Origin of the sequence: Pseudomonas rustica (assembly GCF_018336155.1) — a bacterium.
In the GTDB taxonomy this organism is placed as follows: domain Bacteria; phylum Pseudomonadota; class Gammaproteobacteria; order Pseudomonadales; family Pseudomonadaceae; genus Aquipseudomonas; species Aquipseudomonas rustica.
Genome location: NZ_JAGYHF010000016.1, coordinates 21,731 through 39,675 on the forward strand (window position 1 = coordinate 21,731; position 17,945 = coordinate 39,675).

Genomic DNA, 17,945 nt, shown 5'->3' on the forward strand with positions numbered 1-17,945 from the left:
GGGAAGCTGACATGCAATTAAATGTAAATGACGCTCAAGCGATCGAAGTTTCCGAACTGACATTTGGCGGCGAATTCAACGAGACGCTGGTTCACCAAGCAGTCGTGGCCTACATGGCCGGCGGCCGTCAAGGTACCAAGCAGCAAAAGACCCGTTCCGACGTTCGTGGTGGCGGTAAGCGCCCATGGCGTCAGAAAGGTACTGGCCGTGCTCGTGCCGGTACTATCCGTAGCCCAATCTGGCGTGGCGGCGGTACCACTTTTGCAGCACGTCCACAGGATCACTCCCAGAAGCTGAACAAGAAGATGTATCGCGCAGCAATGCGTTCCATCCTTGCTGAGCTGGTGCGTACTGATCGTCTGGTCGTGGTTCAGGATTTCGCTGTTGAAACTCCGAAAACCAAAGATCTGCTGGGCAAGCTGAACAACATGAGCCTGACCGACGTTTTGATCGTGTCGGACGCTGTTGATCAGAACCTGTACCTGGCTGCTCGTAACCTGCCGCACGTAGATGTAGGTGACGTTCAAGGTTCCGATCCAGTTAGTCTGATCGCATACGACAAGGTGTTGATCACCGTGTCGGCCGTGAAGAAATTCGAGGAGCTGCTGGGATGAACCAGGAACGCGTATTTAAAGTTCTGCTTGGCCCGCACGTTTCCGAGAAGGCTACGGTTCTGGCAGACAAGAAAGGCCAGTTCGTTTTCAAGGTTGCTACTGACGCAACCAAGCTGGAAATCAAGAAGGCCGTCGAAAGCCTGTTCAGCGTGAAAGTTGAGCGTGTTACTACCCTGAACGTTCTGGGTAAGAGCAAGCGCACAGCTCGCGGTCTGGGCAAGCGTAATGACTGGAAGAAGGCAGTTATCTCCCTTCAGCCAGGCCAAGATCTCGATTTCAGCAGCAGTGCTGAGTAAGGAAGGGGTGCATCATGGCAATCGTTAAATGCAAACCGACTTCCCCTGGCCGCCGTTTTGTGGTCAAGGTGGTCAACCAGGAGCTGCATAAAGGCGCTCCTCACGCACCGCTGCTCGAGAAAAAATCGAAGACTGGTGGTCGTAACAACAATGGCCGTATTACCACGCGTCACATCGGTGGTGGTCATAAGCAGCATTATCGTATGGTCGATTTCCGTCGCAACGACAAAGATGGCATCGTCGCCACTGTCGAGCGTATCGAATACGATCCAAACCGTACTGCTCACATCGCACTGCTCTGCTACGCAGACGGCGAGCGTCGCTACATCATCGCCCCTAAAGGCGTGAGTGCTGGCGACCAGCTGATCGCAGGCGCTCTGGCTCCAATCAAGCCAGGTAACGCTCTGCAACTGCGCAACATTCCAGTGGGTTCTACTGTACACGGCATCGAACTGAAGCCAGGTAAAGGCGCACAGATCGCTCGTTCCGCTGGTGCTTCGGCTCAGCTGATCGCTCGTGAAGGTGTGTACGTGACCCTGCGTCTGCGTTCCGGTGAAATGCGTAAAGTCCTGGCTGAATGCCGTGCGACCCTGGGCGAAGTCTCGAACTCCGAGCACAGCCTGCGTTCGCTGGGTAAAGCTGGTGCCAAACGCTGGCGTGGCGTTCGCCCAACCGTTCGTGGTGTTGCCATGAACCCGGTTGACCACCCACATGGTGGTGGTGAAGGTCGTACCTCTGGTGGTCGTCATCCGGTATCGCCATGGGGCTTCCCGACTAAGGGCGCGAAGACTCGTGGTAATAAGCGTACCGACAAAATGATCGTCCGTCGTCGCAAGTAAATAGAGGGATACGACAGTGCCACGTTCTCTGAAAAAAGGTCCTTTTATTGATCTTCACCTACTGAAGAAGATCGAAGTGGCGGCGGAAAAGAACGATCGCAAACCAATTAAGACTTGGTCGCGTCGTTCGATGATCCTGCCACAGATGGTCGGTTTGACCATCGCCGTACATAACGGTCGTCAGCACGTCCCAGTTCTCGTGAACGAAGACATGGTCGGCCATAAACTGGGCGAGTTCGCCGGTACCCGCACTTATCGTGGGCACGTGGCTGACAAGAAAGCCAAGCGTTAAGGGGTTAGGAAATGGAAGTAGCCGCTAAGTTGTCGGGCGCTCGAATCTCCGCCCAGAAAGCCCGCTTGGTCGCCGACCAGATCCGCGGGAAGAAGGTGGGCGAAGCGCTCAACTTGTTGGCTTTCAGCAGTAAGAAAGCCGCCGAGATCATGAAGAAAGTGCTGGAGTCGGCCGTAGCCAACGCCGAGCATAACGAAGGCGCAGACGTTGATGACCTGAAGGTCAGCACCGTTTTCGTCAACGAAGGGCGTTCGCTGAAGCGCATCATGCCACGTGCCAAAGGCCGTGCTGATCGCATCGTCAAGCGGTCTTGCCATATCACTGTCAAGGTTGCTGACAAGTAACGGAGTCGAAGAGATGGGTCAGAAAGTACATCCCATTGGCATTCGCCTGGGAATCGTCAAGGAGCACACCTCCGTCTGGTACGCAGACGGTCGGACTTATGCGGACTACTTGTTCGCAGATCTGAAAGTGCGTGAGTATCTCCAAGACAAACTAAAAAGCGCGTCCGTAAGCCGTATCGATATCCATCGTCCGGCCCAAACTGCACGTATCACCATCCACACCGCTCGTCCAGGTATCGTTATCGGGAAGAAAGGTGAAGATGTTGAGAAACTGCGTCAGGACCTGACCAAGCAAATGGGTGTGCCTGTGCACATCAATATCGAAGAGATCCGCAAGCCGGAACTCGACGGTATGCTGGTTGCGCAGAGCGTAGCTCAGCAGCTGGAGCGTCGTGTAATGTTCCGTCGCGCTATGAAGCGCGCAGTACAGAACGCCATGCGCATTGGTGCCAAAGGCATCAAAATCCAAGTGAGCGGTCGTCTCGGCGGTGCTGAAATCGCACGTACTGAATGGTATCGCGAAGGTCGTGTGCCATTGCACACCCTGCGTGCCGACATCGACTATGCCAACTACGAAGCTCACACCACTTATGGTGTGATCGGTGTAAAGGTTTGGATCTTCAAAGGCGAAGTAATTGGTGGTCGCCAAGAAGAGCTGAAACCACAAGCACCAGCGCCTCGTAAAAAAGCTGCTAAGTAAGGGGTACGCCAAATGTTGCAACCTAAGCGTACGAAGTTCCGCAAGCAGATGACAGGCCACAACCGTGGTCTGGCTCAGCGCGGTAGCAAAGTCAGCTTCGGCGAGTTCGCGCTGAAGTCTGTAGCTCGTGGTCGTCTCACCGCTCGTCAGATCGAGTCAGCGCGTCGTGCACTGACCCGTCACGTTAAACGTGGCGGCAAGATCTGGATCCGTGTATTCCCGGACAAGCCTATTTCCAAAAAGCCCCTCGAAGTTCGTATGGGTAAAGGTAAGGGTAGTGTGGAGTACTGGGTTGCCCAGATTCAGCCAGGTAAAGTCCTGTATGAAATCGAGGGTGTTTCTGAAGAGCTGGCGCGTGAGGCTTTTGCCCTGGCTGCTGCAAAGCTGCCGCTCGCCACCGCCTTTGTTAAACGGACGGTGATGTGATGAAAGCGAATGAACTTCGTGAAAAATCCGCACAGCAGCTGAATGAGCAACTGCTCGGCTTGCTGCGCGACCAGTTCAATCTGCGTATGCAGAAAGCAACTGGCCAGTTGGGGCAGTCGCATCTGCTCTCGCAAGTTAAGCGTGACATCGCTCGCGTGAAGACTGTGCTCAACCAGCAGGCAGGTAAGTAATCATGGCTGAAGCCGAAAAAACTGTCCGTACGCTGACTGGCCGTGTTGTCAGCGACAAGATGGACAAAACCATCACCGTACTGATCGAGCGTCGCGTTAAGCACCCGATCTACGGTAAATACGTTAAGCGTTCGACTAAGCTGCACGCGCACGACGAAACCAATCAGTGCCACATCGGCGACAAAGTCACTATTCGTGAAACTCGTCCTTTGGCCAAGACCAAGTCTTGGGCGCTGGTTGATGTTCTCGAACGCGCTGTGGAAGTCTAAGGACTAGGGGTCGGAGAAATTATATGATTCAGACTCAATCCATGCTCGATGTGGCCGATAACAGCGGCGCTCGCCGTGTTATGTGCATCAAGGTGCTGGGTGGCTCCCATCGTCGTTACGCTGGTATCGGTGACATCATCAAAGTTACCGTGAAGGAAGCAATTCCTCGCGGTAAGGTGAAAAAAGGCCAAGTGATGACTGCTGTTGTAGTCCGCACTCGTCACGGCGTACGTCGTGCTGATGGCTCCATTATCCGCTTTGATGGCAACGCTGCTGTTCTTCTGAACAACAAGCAAGAGCCGATCGGCACCCGTATCTTTGGGCCAGTGACCCGTGAACTTCGTACTGAGAAGTTCATGAAGATCGTCTCGCTCGCCCCAGAAGTGCTGTAAGGAGATCCGACATGCAAAAGATTCGTCGTGACGACGAGATCATCGTGATCGCCGGCAAAGACAAAGGTAAGCGCGGTAAGGTGCTTAAGGTTCTCGCTAATAACCGTCTGGTTATCAGCGGTTTGAACCTGGTTAAGCGTCATACCAAGCCTAACCCGATGTCGGGCGTGCAAGGCGGTATCGTCGAAAAAGAAGCTCCACTGGATGCTTCTAACGTCGCCATTTTCAACGGCGAAACCAACAAGGCTGACCGCGTTGGTTTCAAAGTAGAAGACGGCAAGAAAATTCGTGTCTTCAAGTCGACCCAAAAAGCGGTTGATGCTTGAACACTGCTAGGTAGAAGACCATGGCACGACTAAAAGAGATTTACTGGAAGGAAATCGCACCGAAGCTTAAGGAAGAACTTAAGCTTTCGAACGTGATGGAAGTTCCACGCGTTACAAAGATCACCCTGAACATGGGTCTGGGCGAAGCTGTTGGTGACAAGAAAGTCATCGAGCATGCTGTTGCTGACCTGGAAAAGATCACCGGCCAAAAAGTCGTTGTGACCTACGCTCGTAAATCCATCGCTGGCTTTAAAGTCCGTGAAGGATGGCCGATCGGCGTCAAAGTGACTCTGCGCCGTGAGCGTATGTACGAGTTCCTGGATCGTCTGCTGTCGATCTCCCTGCCTCGGGTTCGCGACTTCCGCGGCCTGAATGCCAAGTCCTTCGATGGTCGTGGTAACTACAGCATGGGCGTGAAAGAGCAGATCATTTTCCCGGAAATCGACTACGACAAGATCGATGCTCTCCGCGGTCTGGACATTACCCTGACCACCACTGCCAAGAACGATGATGAAGGCCGCGCTCTGCTGCGTGCTTTCAAATTCCCGTTCCGCAACTGATTGGAGTAGGAAAATGGCCAAGAAGAGCATGAAAAACCGTGAGCTGAAGCGTCAGCTCACTGTTGCCAAGTACGCCACCAAGCGTGCAGCGCTGAAAGCTATCATCGTTGATCTGAACGCAAGTCCAGAAGCACGTTGGGAAGCTACCGTAGCTCTGCAGAAGCAACCACGTGACGCAAGCGCTTCGCGCATGCGTAACCGTTGCCGCCTGACTGGTCGTCCGCACGGCGTTTACCGCAAGTTCGGCCTTGGCCGTAACAAGCTGCGTGAAGCTGCAATGCGTGGTGACGTACCAGGTCTGGTTAAAGCCAGCTGGTAATTGCTGTCAAAGTCTCGATGTTCAGGTTCGCAAGAACCTGACCATCGGTGGCCTTGAATCTGAATCAAGCCCCTTTTGGGGCTTGATTCATTTCTGGGGTGTGTCTAGAATGACCGGCTCGCCTGAGCCCGTGTTTTTCATGCCCGGAAGTTCTCGGCGAAAAGTAGTAGCCGCAAGGCTAATTTTTCTGTATTAGGAGCGTCTAGCCCATGAGTATGCAGGACCCGTTAGCGGACATGCTAACTCGAATCCGTAATGCCCAGATGGCTGAAAAGTCTGTCGTAAGCATGCCGTCTTCCACGTTGAAGGTGGCTGTAGCAAAAGTCCTGAAGGACGAAGGTTACATCGCGGATTTTCAGATCACCACCGACGCTAAGCCGTCGTTGTCCATCGAGCTGAAGTACTTCGAAGGCCGTCCGGTTATCGAAGAAGTGAAGCGCGTTAGTCGTCCAGGCCTGCGTCAGTACAAGTCCGTTGAAGATCTGCCGAAAGTTCGTGGCGGTCTTGGCGTGTCTATCGTCTCCACCAACAAAGGTGTGATGACGGATCGTGCTGCGCGCGCTGCCGGTGTCGGCGGCGAAGTTCTTTGCACTGTGTTCTAAGGGGGGATAAGCATGTCTCGCGTCGCTAAGAACCCCGTTAAGCTGCCAGCCGGTGTCGAAGTAAAATTCGCAGGCCAACAGCTTTCGGTGAAGGGTGCCAAGGGCACTCTCGAACTGAACATCCATTCGTCCGTTGAGATTGTTGAAGAAGCTGGTGAGCTGCGTTTCGCTGCTCGCAATGGCGATCAACAAACTCGCGCAATGGCCGGTACCACGCGTGCGTTGGTAAACAACATGGTCCAAGGCGTAAGCCAAGGCTTCGAGCGTAAGCTCCAGCTGGTCGGTGTTGGTTACAAAGCGCAAGCAAAAGGCACGGTTCTGAACCTTGCCCTTGGCTTCTCGCACCCAGTGGATTACGAACTGCCGGAAGGCATCACCGCTGAGACTCCTAGCCAGACCGATATCCTGATCAAGGGCATCGATAAGCAGCTGGTAGGTCAAGTGGCCGCTGAGATCCGCGACTTCCGTCCACCAGAGCCGTACAAAGGCAAAGGTGTGCGCTACGCGGACGAAGTCGTCCGTCGTAAAGAAGCCAAGAAGAAGTAGGGCATAGCAAATGACCGACAAAAAAGTTACTCGACTGCGTCGCGCTCGCAAAGCACGCCTGAAAATGCACGAACTAGAAGTCGTGCGTCTCTGCGTGTTCCGCTCGTCGCAGCACATCTACGCCCAGGTCATCTCGGCCGACGGCAACAAAGTCCTGGCATCTGCCTCGACTTTGGATAAAGAACTGCGTGATGGCGCCACTGGCAACATCGACGCGGCCACAAAGGTTGGCCAGCTGGTCGCTACGCGTGCTAAGGCCGCTGGCGTCTCGCAAGTGGCTTTCGACCGCTCTGGCTTCAAGTACCACGGCCGCGTTAAAGCGCTGGCTGATGCTGCTCGTGAAGCTGGGCTGGAGTTCTAAGTTATGTCAAATAACGACCAAAAGCGCGACGAAGGCTACATTGAGAAGCTGGTTCAAGTTAACCGCGTAGCCAAAACCGTTAAAGGCGGCCGTATCTTCACTTTCACCGCGTTGACCGTGGTTGGTGATGGTAAAGGGCGTGTTGGCTTCGGCCGTGGCAAGTCACGTGAAGTGCCTGCTGCGATCCAGAAGGCAATGGAAGCTGCTCGCCGCAACATGATCCAAGTTGACCTGAACGGCACCACTCTGCAGTACGCAATGAAGTCCGGTCACGGCGCTTCGAAGGTGTACATGCAGCCTGCTTCTGAAGGTACCGGTATCATCGCTGGCGGCGCTATGCGTGCTGTCCTCGAAGTTGCTGGCGTTCAGAACGTTCTGGCCAAGTGCTACGGCTCGACTAACCCGGTAAACGTGGTTCACGCCACTTTCAAAGGTTTGAAAGCTATGCAATCTCCTGAATCCATTGCCGCCAAGCGTGGCAAAAGCGTCAAGGAGATCTTCTGATCATGGCTACCGTTAAAGTAACGCTGATCAAAAGCATGACCGGCCGCATCCCTAACCACAAACTGTGCGTTAAGGGTCTGGGTCTGCGTCGCATCGGTCACACTGTAGAAGTCCAGGATACTCCCGAGAATCGCGGGATGATCAACAAGGCTTACTACATGCTGCGTGTCGAGGGTTAATCGATGAAACTCAATGATCTGAGTCCAGCGCCGGGTTCCCGTCGCGAAAAGCATCGTCCGGGCCGTGGTATCGGTAGCGGTTTGGGTAAGACTGGTGGCCGTGGCCACAAAGGTCAAACCTCCCGCTCTGGTGGCACTATTGCTCCAGGCTTTGAAGGCGGTCAACAGCCGCTGCATCGTCGTCTGCCGAAGTTCGGTTTCGTTTCCCTGAAGGCCATGGATCGCGCAGAAGTGCGTTTGTCCGAGCTGGCTAAAGTGGAAGGCGACATCGTTACCGTGCAGTCCCTGAAAGATGCCAACGTGATCAACGTCAACGTACAGCGTGTGAAAATCATGCTGTCCGGTGAAGTGACTCGCGCTGTCACTATCGGCAAGGGAATCGGCGCCACCAAAGGTGCGCGTTCGGCTATCGAAGCAGCTGGCGGCAAGTTCGAGGAATAAATGGCTAAGCAAGGTGCTCTCTCTGCGCTCGGCAAAGGCGGTATGTCTGAACTCTGGGCTCGTCTGCGTTTTCTGTTCCTGGCGATTATCGTCTACCGAATAGGCGCACACATCCCGGTTCCAGGTATTAACCCGGACCGACTCGCAGACCTGTTTCGACAGAATGAGGGGACCATTCTTAGCTTGTTCAACATGTTCTCCGGCGGCGCGCTGGAACGGATGAGCATCTTTGCACTGGGGATCATGCCGTACATTTCGGCATCGATCATCATGCAACTGATGACCGCCGTCAGCCCGCAGCTGGAGCAGTTGAAGAAGGAAGGTGAAGCTGGCCGTCGCAAGATCAGCCAGTACACCCGCTACGGCACCGTCGTCCTCGCTCTTGTTCAGGCTATTGGCATGTCCATAGGTCTGGCGGGGCAGGGCGTTGCGTTCACTGGTGACTTTGGCTTCCATTTCGTCGCGGTATCCACGTTTGTGGCTGGTGCGATGTTCATGATGTGGCTGGGTGAGCAGATTACTGAGCGCGGTGTAGGTAACGGTATCTCGATGTTGATTTTTTCGGGTATCGTCGCCGGTCTTCCGAGAGCAATCGGGCAGTCTTTCGAGTCTGCACGTCAGGGTGATATCAACATCTTCGCCCTGGTTGCCATCGGTTTGCTGGCAGTAGCGATTATCGGTTTCGTGGTGTTCATTGAGCGTGGTCAGCGTCGTATTGCTGTTCACTACGCCAAGCGTCAGCAGGGCCGCAAGGTTTTTGCTGCGCAGACAAGCCACTTGCCGCTGAAAGTGAACATGGCTGGTGTTATTCCAGCTATTTTCGCGAGCAGCATTTTGCTGTTTCCGGCTTCGTTGGGTGCCTGGTTTGGTCAGTCTGAAGGTATGGGCTGGTTGCAGGACATCTCGCAGTCGATCGCTCCTGGTCAGCCGTTGAATATTCTGCTGTTTAGTGCAGGGATTATTTTCTTCTGCTTCTTCTATACGGCGTTGATGTTCAATCCGAAAGACGTAGCGGAAAACCTGAAGAAGTCCGGTGCCTTTATTCCGGGCATCCGTCCAGGTGAGCAGTCTGCGCGCTACATTGATGGCGTTCTGACTCGCTTGACCATGTTCGGTGCTCTTTACATGACGGCCGTGTGCCTGCTTCCCCAGTTCCTGGTGGTCGCAGCAAACGTACCGTTCTACCTTGGCGGGACCTCGTTGCTGATCGTGGTCGTGGTTGTGATGGACTTCATGTCCCAAGTACAATCGCACCTCGTTTCGCACCAGTACGAATCCCTGATGAAGAAAGCCAACCTGAAGGGCTACGGCAGCGGCATGTTGCGCTGAGTACCCCATAAGGTTCGAGGAGTTGGTGATGAAAGTTCGTGCATCGGTGAAAAAGCTGTGCCGTAACTGCAAGATTATTCGCCGCGAAGGTGTTGTTCGAGTAATTTGCAGCGCGGAACCGCGTCACAAACAGCGCCAAGGCTGAGTGTGATCCGCTTGAAGCCCGGCAGCTAGTGCGCTGCCGGGTTGATTATTTGTTATTACAGCGATATTATCTCGCGCCCTATTTCTTGGCTTCCGGGGCGTAGGTAGCTGTCAATTGGAGTCCCACTGAATGGCCCGTATTGCAGGCGTTAACATTCCAGATAACAAGCACACTGTTATCTCGCTGACCTACATCTATGGTGTTGGTCGCACTACTGCGCAGAAAATTTGCGCAGTGACTGGGGTAAACCCAGCCGCAAAGATCAAAGATCTGAGCGATGAGCAGATTGAGCAATTGCGTGGCGAAGTGGCGAAGTTCACCACTGAAGGTGACCTGCGTCGCGAAATCAACATGAAAATCAAGCGTTTGATGGACCTCGGTTGCTACCGTGGTCTGCGTCATCGTCGTGGTCTTCCAGTACGCGGTCAGCGTACCAAGACTAACGCGCGTACCCGTAAAGGTCCGCGTAAGCCGATCCGCAAGTAATCGCCCACGCGAATCGACAGGAAATTAATCATGGCAAAACCTGCTGCTCGTCCTCGTAAAAAAGTTAAAAAGACAGTGGTTGATGGCATCGCCCACATCCATGCTTCTTTTAACAACACAATCGTGACCATCACCGACCGTCAAGGTAACGCGCTTTCTTGGGCTACCTCCGGTGGTTCGGGTTTCCGCGGTTCCCGCAAGTCCACCCCGTTTGCTGCTCAAGTAGCTGCTGAACGTGCTGGTCAAGCTGCGCTGGAATATGGCCTGAAAAACCTCGACGTTAACGTCAAAGGTCCAGGTCCAGGTCGTGAGTCTGCTGTCCGTGCATTGAACGGCTGTGGCTATAAGATCGCCAGCATCACCGACGTGACGCCAATCCCGCACAACGGGTGCCGTCCGCCGAAGAAGCGCCGCGTGTAATCCAGGAGATTGTAAAGAATGGCTCGTTACATTGGTCCAAAATGCAAACTCGCTCGTCGCGAAGGCACCGATCTCTTCCTGAAGAGCGGCGTGCGCGCGATCGAATCGAAGTGCAACATTGAAGCAGCACCTGGTATCCACGGCCAACGCCGCGGTCGCCAGTCCGATTACGGCACCCAACTGCGTGAAAAGCAGAAGGTCCGTCGTATCTACGGCGTTCTCGAGCGTCAATTCAGCGGCTACTACAAAGAAGCTGCTGGCAAGAAAGGTGCAACCGGTGAAAACCTGCTGCAACTGCTCGAATGCCGTCTGGACAACGTTGTATACCGTATGGGCTTTGGTTCGACTCGTGCCGAATCCCGTCAGCTGGTATCGCACAAGTCGATCAGCGTTAACGGTCAGACCGTAAACGTTCCGTCGTATCAGGTTCGTGCTGGTGACGTGGTTGCAGTTCGCGAAAAAGCAAAAAACCAACTTCGCATTGTCCAAGCTCTCGATCTGTGTGCCCAACGTGGCCGCGTAGAATGGGTAGAAGTAGACACTGAGAAGAAGTCGGGCGTTTTCAAGAACGTTCCTGCTCGCAGTGATCTGTCCGCCGACATCAACGAAAGCCTGATTGTCGAGCTCTACTCCAAGTAAGGGCTAGAAAATAGGTGCATCCATGCAGATTTCGGTAAATGAGTTCCTGACACCCCGCCATATTGATGTGCAGGTTGTCAGTCCAACCCGCGCCAAGATCACTCTCGAGCCTCTCGAGCGTGGTTTTGGCCACACCCTGGGCAACGCGCTGCGACGCATCCTGTTGTCCTCAATGCCCGGCTGCGCAGTAGTCGAGGCCGAGATTGACGGTGTACTCCACGAGTACAGCGCCATCGAAGGTGTACAGGAAGACGTAATTGAAATCCTGTTGAACCTTAAAGGTCTGGCTATCAAGCTGCACGGTCGTGACGAAGTTACGCTGACCTTGTCGAAGAAGGGTTCGGGGGTGGTTACCGCTGCCGATATTCAGCTGGATCATGATGTCGAGATCGTTAATCCCGATCACGTAATCGCTAACCTGGCGTCTAACGGCGCCCTGAACATGAAGCTCACCGTAGCTCGTGGTCGTGGTTATGAACCAGCAGACTCGCGTCAGAGCGATGAAGACGAAAGCCGCAGCATCGGTCGCTTGCAGCTTGACTCTTCGTTCAGCCCGGTTCGCCGTATCGCATACGTGGTGGAAAACGCCCGTGTCGAGCAGCGTACTAACCTGGACAAGCTGGTTATTGATCTGGAAACCAACGGTACTCTGGATCCTGAAGAGGCTATTCGCCGCGCTGCAACCATCCTGCAACAGCAGTTGGCTGCGTTCGTCGACCTCAAAGGTGACAGTGAGCCAGTGGTTGTCGAGCAGGAAGACGAGATCGATCCGATCCTGCTTCGCCCGGTTGACGATCTGGAACTGACTGTACGTTCGGCTAACTGCCTTAAGGCGGAAAACATCTACTACATCGGTGACCTGATTCAGCGTACCGAAGTAGAGCTGTTGAAGACTCCGAACCTGGGCAAGAAATCCTTGACTGAAATCAAGGACGTTCTGGCCTCCCGCGGTCTGTCCCTCGGCATGCGCCTCGACAACTGGCCGCCTGCAAGTCTTAAGAAGGACGACAAGGCGACTGCCTGATCGTCGTAATCACCGAACGTAGTGTTTGGTAAGGAATGAACCATGCGTCATCGTAAAAGTGGTCGTCACCTGAGCCGCACCAGCTCGCACCGCAAGGCCATGTTCCAAAACATGGCGGTGTCGCTGTTCGAGCACGAGCTGATCAAAACTACACTGCCGAAAGCCAAAGAACTGCGTCGCGTTGCTGAGCCGCTGATCACTCTGGCCAAGACAGACAGCCTGGCTAACCGCCGTCTGGCATTCGACCGTACTCGTTCGAAAGCCATCGTTGGTAAGCTCTTCAACGACCTGGGCAAGCGTTACGCTACCCGTGAGGGTGGCTACCTGCGCATCCTCAAGTGCGGTTTCCGCACTGGCGACAACGCGCCTATGGCGTACGTCGAGTTGGTTGATCGTGCTACTGCTGGCGAAGCTGTATCCGCCGAGTAAGACGTCAGTCTGAAACAAAGAACCGGGCCTAGTGCCCGGTTTTTTGTGTCTGCATGAAAAATGCGCTGTTCGTACAAGCGTCTGACATAGGTCAGCTGTCACCATGGGGCGGGAATCATAATTAGTAATTTTCTATCGATGTGCACGAGTTAATGAATTTGTGGCTCTCACGTCGATGATCAATACTTCCCACCAAAGCCGATTAGCCGGCAGTTCCAAGACTGACAGAGGAAGAAGACCGTATGAGCCAGATCAAAACGCTTACGACCGCCAGTGGCGCACCTGTCGCTGATAACCAGAATTCTCGCTCCGCCGGCCCACGTGGCCCGCTGCTTCTCGACGATTTCCACCTGCTCGAGAAACTTGCTCACTTCAATCGTGAAAACATTCCTGAACGTCGCGTACACGCCAAAGGCTCGGGCGCTTACGGCACGTTCACTGTCACTCGTGATATCACCGAGTACACCAGCGCCAAACTGTTTGAATCTGTAGGCAAACAAACCCCGACATTCCTGCGTTTCTCTACCGTGGGTGGCGAACGTGGTTCGGCCGACACCGAGCGAGATCCACGTGGCTTCGCGCTGAAGTTCTATACCGAGGAAGGCAACTGGGACATCGTTGGCAACAACACCCCGGTGTTCTTCATCCGTGATCCTCTGAAATTCCCGGACTTCATTCACACGCAAAAGCGGCTGCCGCAAAGCAATCTGAAGAGCGCCCAGATGATGTGGGACTTCTGGTCGCATTCGCCTGAGGCGCTGCACCAGGTGACCATTCTGTTCTCCGATCGCGGCATTCCTGACGGCTACCGTCACATGCACGGCTTCGGCAGTCACACGTACAGCCTCATCAGCGCGCAAGGCGAGCGTCACTGGGTGAAGTGGCACTACAAGACAAAACAAGGCATCAAGAATCTGGCACCTGCGGATGCTGCCCTTATTGCCGGCACAGATCCGGATTACGCCCAGCGCGATCTGTTCGAAGCGATCGAGCGTGGTGATTTCCCGAAATGGCGCGTGTGCATTCAGATCATGACCGAGGCGCAAGCGGCGGCGCATTACGAGAACCCGTTCGACGTGACCAAAACCTGGTCGCAGAAAGAATTCCCGCTGATCGAAGTGGGCGAGCTGGAACTGAATCGCAACCCGCAGAACTACTTCGCTGAAGTTGAACAAGCCGCGTTCGGCCCAAGCAATATGGTGCCAGGTGTCGGTCTGTCGCCGGATCGCATGCTGCAAGGTCGCGTCTTCGCTTACGCCGATGCGCATCGCTACCGCGTAGGCACCAATCACCAGCAGCTGCCGGTGAACGCGCCACGTAGCCCGGTAAATACTTACCAGCGCGACGGTTCGATGGCGTTCGGCAGCAACGGTGGTGCGGCGCCTAACTACGAGCCGAACAGCTACATCGAATCGCCGAAACAAGCTCCGCATTACGCTGAGCCTGCGCTGGCCCTGAACGGTGCGGCTGACCGTTACGATCACCGCGAAGACACCGATTACTACAGCCACGCCGGTGCGCTGTTCCGGTTGATGAGCGACGATCAAAGAGCACTGCTGGTCAGCAACATCGCCGGTGCACTGAGTGGTGTTTCGAGCGATGTCGTTGATCGCCAGTTGCAGCATTTCTACAAAGCCGATCCGGCGTATGGAGAAGCAATCGCAAAGCTGCTCAACGTACAGCTTAACGAAGTCTAAACGAGAAGCAGAACCGCCCTCATTTGGGCGGTTTTTGCGTTATTTAGACTGCTTTTCTCAGAATATCTTCGCTTTTATTGCGCTAAACGGGTGACCTTCCGGTCATGTTGGTTCAAACTACAGACTTTCAAGTAGGGAGATGTAGGGCGATGCAAGGCCACCCAGACGTAATCGATTACCTCAACACGTTGCTGACCGGCGAACTGGCCGCGCGTGATCAATATTTCGTTCATTCGCGGATGTATGAGGACTGGGGGTTCACCAAGCTCTACGAGCGAATCAATCACGAGATGGAAGAAGAAGCGGGTCACGCTGATGCGTTGATGCGCCGCATTCTGATGCTCGAAGGCACACCGCGCATGCGTCCGGATGATCTGGATGTCGGCAGTACTGTGCCGGAGATGCTCGAAGCGGATCTGCGCCTTGAGTACAAAGTTCGTGCAGCGCTGTGCAAAGGCATCGAGCTGTGCGAACAGCACAAAGACTACGTCAGCCGCGAGATCCTGCGTGTGCAGTTGAACGACACCGAAGAAGATCACACCTACTGGCTGGAAAAGCAGTTGGGCCTGATCAAACTGATCGGTCTCGAGAACTACCTGCAATCGCACACCTCCTGATCGCAGTAGGTACAAAAAAGCCCCTGTCACTGTTGAAGTGACAGGGGCTTTTTCATGCCCGGCGTTTAAGCCCGATCGCGGATCAGCAACGGCTTGAGGTAATGGCCAGTGTGAGACTGTTTCATCTCGGCCACTTGCTCTGGCGTACCCACGGCGATGATCTGCCCACCTTTGGAACCACCCTCCGGCCCGAGATCGACCAGCCAGTCGGCCGTCTTGATCACGTCGAGGTTGTGCTCGATCACCACCACGGTGTTGCCGTGATCGCGCAGGCGGTGCAGCACGTCGAGCAATTGCTGGATATCCGCGAAGTGCAGGCCTGTGGTCGGCTCGTCGAGGATGTACAGAGTTTTGCCGGTGTCGCGCTTCGACAGCTCGCGGGACAGCTTGACGCGCTGCGCTTCACCGCCGGACAACGTGGTCGCCGACTGCCCGAGCTTGATGTACGACAGGCCGACATCCATTAACGTTTGCAGCTTGCGCGCCAGCGCTGGCACCGCATCGAAGAACACCCGCGCTTCCTCGATGGTCATTTCGAGGGTTTCGTGGATATTCTTGCCCTTGTATTTGATCTCAAGGGTTTCGCGGTTGTAGCGCTTGCTCTTGCACACGTCGCACGGCACATAGATGTCCGGCAAGAAGTGCATTTCGACCTTGATCAGACCGTCGCCCTGGCAGGCCTCGCAGCGACCGCCCTTGACGTTGAACGAGAAACGCCCCGGGCCGTAACCACGGGAACGCGACTCGGGAACGCCAGCGAACAGCTCGCGGATTGGCGTGAACAGTCCGGTGTACGTCGCCGGGTTGGAGCGCGGCGTACGACCGATCGGGCTTTGGTCGATGTCGACAACTTTATCGAGATGTTCCAGGCCCTTGATGCTGTCATGCGCGGCGGCTTCCAGCGTCGTCGCGCCGTTAAGTGCGGTGGCGCTCAGCGGAAACAGCGTGTTGTTGATCAGCGTCGATTTGCCCGAGCCGGACACGCCAGTCACGCAGGTCAGCAGGCCGATCGGAATTTCCAGGTCGACATTGCGCAGGTTGTTACCGCGCGCGCCCTTGAGCGACAGAGTCAGCTTCTTGTTGCGTGGCGTACGTTTGGCCGGCACTTCGATCTTCACCCGGCCGGACAGGTATTTACCGGTCAGGGAATCCGGGTGCGCCATGACTTCGGCCGGCGTACCTTCGGCAACAATCTGCCCGCCGTGCACACCGGCGCCCGGGCCAATATCCACGACATAGTCGGCCAGACGAATCGCATCTTCGTCGTGCTCAACCACGATCACCGTGTTGCCGATGTCACGCAGATGCTTGAGCGTGCCGAGCAAGCGGTCGTTGTCGCGTTGGTGCAAACCAATCGACGGTTCATCGAGGATGTACAAAACACCGACGAGGCCGGCACCGATCTGGCTGGCCAGGCGAATACGCTGTGCTTCGCCGCCGGACAGGGTGTCGGCGCTGCGATCCAGCGACAGATAGTCGAGACCGACGTTAACGAGGAACTGCAGACGCTCGCGGATTTCCTTGAGAATCTTGTCAGCGATCTCGCCGCGACGCCCGGTCATCTTCAGTTCGCCGAAGTACACGCAGGCATCGCCGATCGGCAGGTTGGTCACCGCTGGCAATGTCTTCTCGCCGACCCACACATGGCGTGCTTCACGACGTAGACGCGTGCCACGGCAATCCGGGCAGGACTGGGTGCTAAGGAACTTGGCCAACTCTTCGCGCACGCTGGCCGACTCGGTCTCGCGATAGCGACGCTCCAGGTTTGGCACGATGCCTTCGAACGGGTGCGAACGTTTGACGATATCGCCACGGTCGTTCAAATATTTGAAGTCGACGTTCTGCGAGCCGCTGCCGTGGAGGATTTGTTTCTGCTGCTCGGCGGTCAGTTCGTTGAACGGTTTTTCCAGGCTGAACTTATAGTGCGACGCAAGCGAACCCAGCATCTGGAAGTAATAGACGTTACGCCGGTCCCAGCCGCGTATCGCGCCTTCGGCCAGGGTCAGCTCGCCGTTGACCAGTCGCTTGATGTCGAAGAACTGCTTCACCCCCAGACCATCGCACGTCGGGCAGGCGCCGGCCGGGTTGTTGAAGGAGAACAGTTTCGGTTCCAGCTCGCTGATCGCGTGGCCGCAGATCGGGCAGGCGAAGCGTGCGGAGAAAATCATCTCTTCGCCCGGCTCGTCGTCCATCGGCGCAACCAGTGCGATGCCGTCTGCCAGTTTCAGCGCGGTTTCGAACGATTCGGCCAGACGCTGTTGCAGATCGGCGCGCACCTTGAAGCGGTCGACGATCACGTCAATCGAGTGCTTCTTCTGTTTATCCAGTTTCGGCAACTCGTCGAGCTCACAAATACGCCCGTTGACGCGCGCGCGGACGAAACCTTGCGCACGCAGCTCTTCGAAAACTGAAAGGTGTTCACCTTTGCGCTCGCGGATCACTGGCGCCAGCAGCATCAGTTTGCTGCCTTCGGGCTGTGCCAGCACCAGGTCGACCATCTGGCTGACGGTCTGCGCTTCCAGCGGAATATCGTGATCCGGGCAGCGCGGCGTACCCACGCGTGCATAGAGCAGACGCAGGTAGTCGTAGATTTCGGTGATGGTGCCGACCGTGGATCGCGGGTTGTGCGAGGTCGATTTCTGTTCGATGGAAATCGCCGGCGACAGGCCTTCAATGGTGTCGACGTCGGGTTTTTCCATCATCGACAGGAACTGGCGGGCATAGGCCGACAGCGATTCGACATAGCGGCGCTGACCTTCGGCGTACAGTGTGTCGAAAGCCAGGGACGACTTGCCGGATCCGGACAGGCCGGTGATGACGATCAGTTTGTCCCGTGGCAGGGTCAGGTCGATGTTCTTCAGGTTGTGGGTACGGGCCCCACGTATCAGGATCTTGTCCAAAGTGGCCTCGCTCGGCGGGCGTCGAAAGCGTAAGAGTATACGGGCAAATACTGGATGG

Annotated in this window: 29 protein-coding genes; 28 read left to right on the forward strand and 1 reads right to left on the reverse strand. The window is 55.4% G+C overall.

Annotated features, from left to right (window positions below; genetic code table 11):
* Positions 1-11 precede the first annotated feature (11 nt).
* The 28 genes from rplD (at position 12) to bfr (ending at position 14,987) form a co-directional block, all read left to right on the forward strand.
* The gene (gene rplD, locus KFS80_RS24650; RefSeq protein WP_212546236.1) at positions 12-614 is read left to right on the forward strand and encodes a 50S ribosomal protein L4; all 603 of its coding nucleotides are present in this window, start codon (positions 12-14) and stop codon (positions 612-614) included.
* A complete protein-coding gene (rplW, locus tag KFS80_RS24655; RefSeq protein ID WP_002555488.1) occupies positions 611-910 on the forward strand; it encodes a 50S ribosomal protein L23 in 300 nt (99 codons plus the stop codon). The genes rplD and rplW overlap by 4 nt, the downstream gene beginning before the upstream one ends.
* 14 nt (positions 911-924) lie before the next feature.
* Positions 925-1,749 (forward strand): 50S ribosomal protein L2, encoded by an 825-nt coding sequence (gene rplB / locus KFS80_RS24660; protein WP_003228734.1) that lies wholly within the window; start codon positions 925-927, stop codon positions 1,747-1,749.
* Between the two features lie 16 nt (positions 1,750-1,765).
* On the forward strand, positions 1,766-2,041 hold the full coding sequence (gene rpsS, locus KFS80_RS24665; protein ID WP_003228731.1) for a 30S ribosomal protein S19: 276 nt from the start codon (positions 1,766-1,768) through the stop codon (positions 2,039-2,041).
* An 11-nt stretch (positions 2,042-2,052) separates the two neighbouring features.
* The gene (gene rplV, locus KFS80_RS24670) at positions 2,053-2,385 is read left to right on the forward strand and encodes a 50S ribosomal protein L22 (protein ID WP_003103908.1); all 333 of its coding nucleotides are present in this window, start codon (positions 2,053-2,055) and stop codon (positions 2,383-2,385) included.
* Positions 2,386-2,398: 13 nt separating this feature from the next.
* The gene (rpsC, locus tag KFS80_RS24675; protein WP_003176422.1) at positions 2,399-3,085 is read left to right on the forward strand and encodes a 30S ribosomal protein S3; all 687 of its coding nucleotides are present in this window, start codon (positions 2,399-2,401) and stop codon (positions 3,083-3,085) included.
* Positions 3,086-3,097: 12 nt separating this feature from the next.
* Positions 3,098-3,511, forward strand: a complete 414-nt coding sequence (rplP, locus tag KFS80_RS24680) for a 50S ribosomal protein L16 (protein WP_007896757.1) — start codon at positions 3,098-3,100, stop codon at positions 3,509-3,511.
* Positions 3,511-3,702: a 50S ribosomal protein L29 gene (rpmC, locus tag KFS80_RS24685; protein WP_002555481.1), complete on the forward strand. Its 192-nt coding sequence runs from the start codon at positions 3,511-3,513 to the stop codon at positions 3,700-3,702. The genes rplP and rpmC overlap by 1 nt, the downstream gene beginning before the upstream one ends.
* Before the next feature lie 2 nt (positions 3,703-3,704).
* Positions 3,705-3,971 carry a 30S ribosomal protein S17 gene (gene rpsQ / locus KFS80_RS24690; RefSeq protein WP_003176419.1) on the forward strand — a complete coding sequence of 89 codons (267 nt, stop codon included), beginning with the start codon at positions 3,705-3,707 and terminating at the stop codon, positions 3,969-3,971.
* 23 nt (positions 3,972-3,994) lie between these two features.
* Positions 3,995-4,363, forward strand: coding sequence for a 50S ribosomal protein L14 (gene rplN, locus KFS80_RS24695; RefSeq protein ID WP_002555479.1), 369 nt, complete (start codon positions 3,995-3,997; stop codon positions 4,361-4,363).
* Positions 4,364-4,374: 11 nt separating this feature from the next.
* On the forward strand, positions 4,375-4,689 hold the full coding sequence (rplX, locus tag KFS80_RS24700; protein ID WP_008081905.1) for a 50S ribosomal protein L24: 315 nt from the start codon (positions 4,375-4,377) through the stop codon (positions 4,687-4,689).
* A 20-nt stretch (positions 4,690-4,709) separates the two neighbouring features.
* Entirely contained in the window at positions 4,710-5,249 is a 540-nt protein-coding gene (rplE, locus tag KFS80_RS24705; protein ID WP_003176415.1) for a 50S ribosomal protein L5, read from the forward strand.
* A gap of 13 nt (positions 5,250-5,262) precedes the next feature.
* Positions 5,263-5,568: a 30S ribosomal protein S14 gene (rpsN, locus tag KFS80_RS24710; protein ID WP_003228726.1), complete on the forward strand. Its 306-nt coding sequence runs from the start codon at positions 5,263-5,265 to the stop codon at positions 5,566-5,568.
* Positions 5,569-5,777: 209 nt separating this feature from the next.
* Entirely contained in the window at positions 5,778-6,170 is a 393-nt protein-coding gene (gene rpsH, locus KFS80_RS24715; protein ID WP_007918458.1) for a 30S ribosomal protein S8, read from the forward strand.
* A 12-nt stretch (positions 6,171-6,182) separates the two neighbouring features.
* A complete protein-coding gene (gene rplF / locus KFS80_RS24720; RefSeq protein ID WP_003176412.1) occupies positions 6,183-6,716 on the forward strand; it encodes a 50S ribosomal protein L6 in 534 nt (177 codons plus the stop codon).
* A 10-nt stretch (positions 6,717-6,726) separates the two neighbouring features.
* A complete protein-coding gene (gene rplR / locus KFS80_RS24725) occupies positions 6,727-7,077 on the forward strand; it encodes a 50S ribosomal protein L18 (protein WP_003186037.1) in 351 nt (116 codons plus the stop codon).
* A 3-nt stretch (positions 7,078-7,080) separates the two neighbouring features.
* Positions 7,081-7,581, forward strand: a complete 501-nt coding sequence (gene rpsE / locus KFS80_RS24730) for a 30S ribosomal protein S5 (protein ID WP_007943782.1) — start codon at positions 7,081-7,083, stop codon at positions 7,579-7,581.
* Between the two features lie 2 nt (positions 7,582-7,583).
* Entirely contained in the window at positions 7,584-7,760 is a 177-nt protein-coding gene (gene rpmD, locus KFS80_RS24735) for a 50S ribosomal protein L30 (protein ID WP_003176408.1), read from the forward strand.
* 3 nt (positions 7,761-7,763) lie between these two features.
* Positions 7,764-8,201, forward strand: a complete 438-nt coding sequence (gene rplO / locus KFS80_RS24740; RefSeq protein WP_042561340.1) for a 50S ribosomal protein L15 — start codon at positions 7,764-7,766, stop codon at positions 8,199-8,201.
* Positions 8,202-9,530 carry a preprotein translocase subunit SecY gene (gene secY / locus KFS80_RS24745; RefSeq protein WP_003228718.1) on the forward strand — a complete coding sequence of 443 codons (1,329 nt, stop codon included), beginning with the start codon at positions 8,202-8,204 and terminating at the stop codon, positions 9,528-9,530. It abuts the gene before it with no gap.
* 28 nt (positions 9,531-9,558) lie between these two features.
* Positions 9,559-9,675, forward strand: coding sequence for a 50S ribosomal protein L36 (rpmJ, locus tag KFS80_RS24750; RefSeq protein ID WP_002555468.1), 117 nt, complete (start codon positions 9,559-9,561; stop codon positions 9,673-9,675).
* A 129-nt stretch (positions 9,676-9,804) separates the two neighbouring features.
* Positions 9,805-10,161 (forward strand): 30S ribosomal protein S13, encoded by a 357-nt coding sequence (gene rpsM, locus KFS80_RS24755; RefSeq protein WP_003186020.1) that lies wholly within the window; start codon positions 9,805-9,807, stop codon positions 10,159-10,161.
* 30 nt (positions 10,162-10,191) lie between these two features.
* The gene (gene rpsK, locus KFS80_RS24760; protein WP_002555466.1) at positions 10,192-10,581 is read left to right on the forward strand and encodes a 30S ribosomal protein S11; all 390 of its coding nucleotides are present in this window, start codon (positions 10,192-10,194) and stop codon (positions 10,579-10,581) included.
* 18 nt (positions 10,582-10,599) lie between these two features.
* Entirely contained in the window at positions 10,600-11,220 is a 621-nt protein-coding gene (rpsD, locus tag KFS80_RS24765) for a 30S ribosomal protein S4 (RefSeq protein ID WP_003176404.1), read from the forward strand.
* 22 nt (positions 11,221-11,242) lie between these two features.
* Positions 11,243-12,244, forward strand: a complete 1,002-nt coding sequence (locus KFS80_RS24770; protein WP_003186012.1) for a DNA-directed RNA polymerase subunit alpha — start codon at positions 11,243-11,245, stop codon at positions 12,242-12,244.
* A 42-nt stretch (positions 12,245-12,286) separates the two neighbouring features.
* A complete protein-coding gene (gene rplQ, locus KFS80_RS24775; protein ID WP_007918448.1) occupies positions 12,287-12,673 on the forward strand; it encodes a 50S ribosomal protein L17 in 387 nt (128 codons plus the stop codon).
* A 242-nt stretch (positions 12,674-12,915) separates the two neighbouring features.
* Positions 12,916-14,370 carry a catalase gene (locus KFS80_RS24780; protein WP_212546237.1) on the forward strand — a complete coding sequence of 485 codons (1,455 nt, stop codon included), beginning with the start codon at positions 12,916-12,918 and terminating at the stop codon, positions 14,368-14,370.
* Positions 14,371-14,519: 149 nt separating this feature from the next.
* Entirely contained in the window at positions 14,520-14,987 is a 468-nt protein-coding gene (gene bfr / locus KFS80_RS24785) for a bacterioferritin (protein WP_053124309.1), read from the forward strand.
* A gap of 65 nt (positions 14,988-15,052) precedes the next feature.
* On the opposite strand, the gene uvrA is transcribed toward bfr, so the two are convergent.
* On the reverse strand, positions 15,053-17,887 hold the full coding sequence (gene uvrA, locus KFS80_RS24790; RefSeq protein WP_008081903.1) for an excinuclease ABC subunit UvrA: 2,835 nt from the start codon (positions 17,885-17,887) through the stop codon (positions 15,053-15,055).
* Between the last annotated feature and the right edge of the window lie 58 nt (positions 17,888-17,945).

Excerpts from the sequence above, each read along its gene's own strand:
- rplD (WP_212546236.1), top strand. The coding sequence starts at position 12 with ATGCAATTAAATGTAAATGACGCTCAAGCGATCGAAGTTTCCGAACTG.
- rplW (WP_002555488.1), top strand. The coding sequence starts at position 611 with ATGAACCAGGAACGCGTATTTAAAGTTCTGCTTGGCCCGCACGTTTCC.
- rplB (WP_003228734.1), top strand. The coding sequence starts at position 925 with ATGGCAATCGTTAAATGCAAACCGACTTCCCCTGGCCGCCGTTTTGTG.
- rplV (WP_003103908.1), top strand. The coding sequence starts at position 2,053 with ATGGAAGTAGCCGCTAAGTTGTCGGGCGCTCGAATCTCCGCCCAGAAA.
- rpsC (WP_003176422.1), top strand. The coding sequence starts at position 2,399 with ATGGGTCAGAAAGTACATCCCATTGGCATTCGCCTGGGAATCGTCAAG.
- rplP (WP_007896757.1), top strand. The coding sequence starts at position 3,098 with ATGTTGCAACCTAAGCGTACGAAGTTCCGCAAGCAGATGACAGGCCAC.
- rpmC (WP_002555481.1), top strand. The coding sequence starts at position 3,511 with ATGAAAGCGAATGAACTTCGTGAAAAATCCGCACAGCAGCTGAATGAG.
- rpsQ (WP_003176419.1), top strand. The coding sequence starts at position 3,705 with ATGGCTGAAGCCGAAAAAACTGTCCGTACGCTGACTGGCCGTGTTGTC.
- rplN (WP_002555479.1), top strand. The coding sequence starts at position 3,995 with ATGATTCAGACTCAATCCATGCTCGATGTGGCCGATAACAGCGGCGCT.
- rplX (WP_008081905.1), top strand. The coding sequence starts at position 4,375 with ATGCAAAAGATTCGTCGTGACGACGAGATCATCGTGATCGCCGGCAAA.
- rplE (WP_003176415.1), top strand. The coding sequence starts at position 4,710 with ATGGCACGACTAAAAGAGATTTACTGGAAGGAAATCGCACCGAAGCTT.
- rpsN (WP_003228726.1), top strand. The coding sequence starts at position 5,263 with ATGGCCAAGAAGAGCATGAAAAACCGTGAGCTGAAGCGTCAGCTCACT.
- rpsH (WP_007918458.1), top strand. The coding sequence starts at position 5,778 with ATGAGTATGCAGGACCCGTTAGCGGACATGCTAACTCGAATCCGTAAT.
- rplF (WP_003176412.1), top strand. The coding sequence starts at position 6,183 with ATGTCTCGCGTCGCTAAGAACCCCGTTAAGCTGCCAGCCGGTGTCGAA.
- rplR (WP_003186037.1), top strand. The coding sequence starts at position 6,727 with ATGACCGACAAAAAAGTTACTCGACTGCGTCGCGCTCGCAAAGCACGC.
- rpsE (WP_007943782.1), top strand. The coding sequence starts at position 7,081 with ATGTCAAATAACGACCAAAAGCGCGACGAAGGCTACATTGAGAAGCTG.
- rpmD (WP_003176408.1), top strand. The coding sequence starts at position 7,584 with ATGGCTACCGTTAAAGTAACGCTGATCAAAAGCATGACCGGCCGCATC.
- rplO (WP_042561340.1), top strand. The coding sequence starts at position 7,764 with ATGAAACTCAATGATCTGAGTCCAGCGCCGGGTTCCCGTCGCGAAAAG.
- secY (WP_003228718.1), top strand. The coding sequence starts at position 8,202 with ATGGCTAAGCAAGGTGCTCTCTCTGCGCTCGGCAAAGGCGGTATGTCT.
- rpmJ (WP_002555468.1), top strand. The coding sequence starts at position 9,559 with ATGAAAGTTCGTGCATCGGTGAAAAAGCTGTGCCGTAACTGCAAGATT.
- rpsM (WP_003186020.1), top strand. The coding sequence starts at position 9,805 with ATGGCCCGTATTGCAGGCGTTAACATTCCAGATAACAAGCACACTGTT.
- rpsK (WP_002555466.1), top strand. The coding sequence starts at position 10,192 with ATGGCAAAACCTGCTGCTCGTCCTCGTAAAAAAGTTAAAAAGACAGTG.
- rpsD (WP_003176404.1), top strand. The coding sequence starts at position 10,600 with ATGGCTCGTTACATTGGTCCAAAATGCAAACTCGCTCGTCGCGAAGGC.
- KFS80_RS24770 (WP_003186012.1), top strand. The coding sequence starts at position 11,243 with ATGCAGATTTCGGTAAATGAGTTCCTGACACCCCGCCATATTGATGTG.
- rplQ (WP_007918448.1), top strand. The coding sequence starts at position 12,287 with ATGCGTCATCGTAAAAGTGGTCGTCACCTGAGCCGCACCAGCTCGCAC.
- KFS80_RS24780 (WP_212546237.1), top strand. The coding sequence starts at position 12,916 with ATGAGCCAGATCAAAACGCTTACGACCGCCAGTGGCGCACCTGTCGCT.
- bfr (WP_053124309.1), top strand. The coding sequence starts at position 14,520 with ATGCAAGGCCACCCAGACGTAATCGATTACCTCAACACGTTGCTGACC.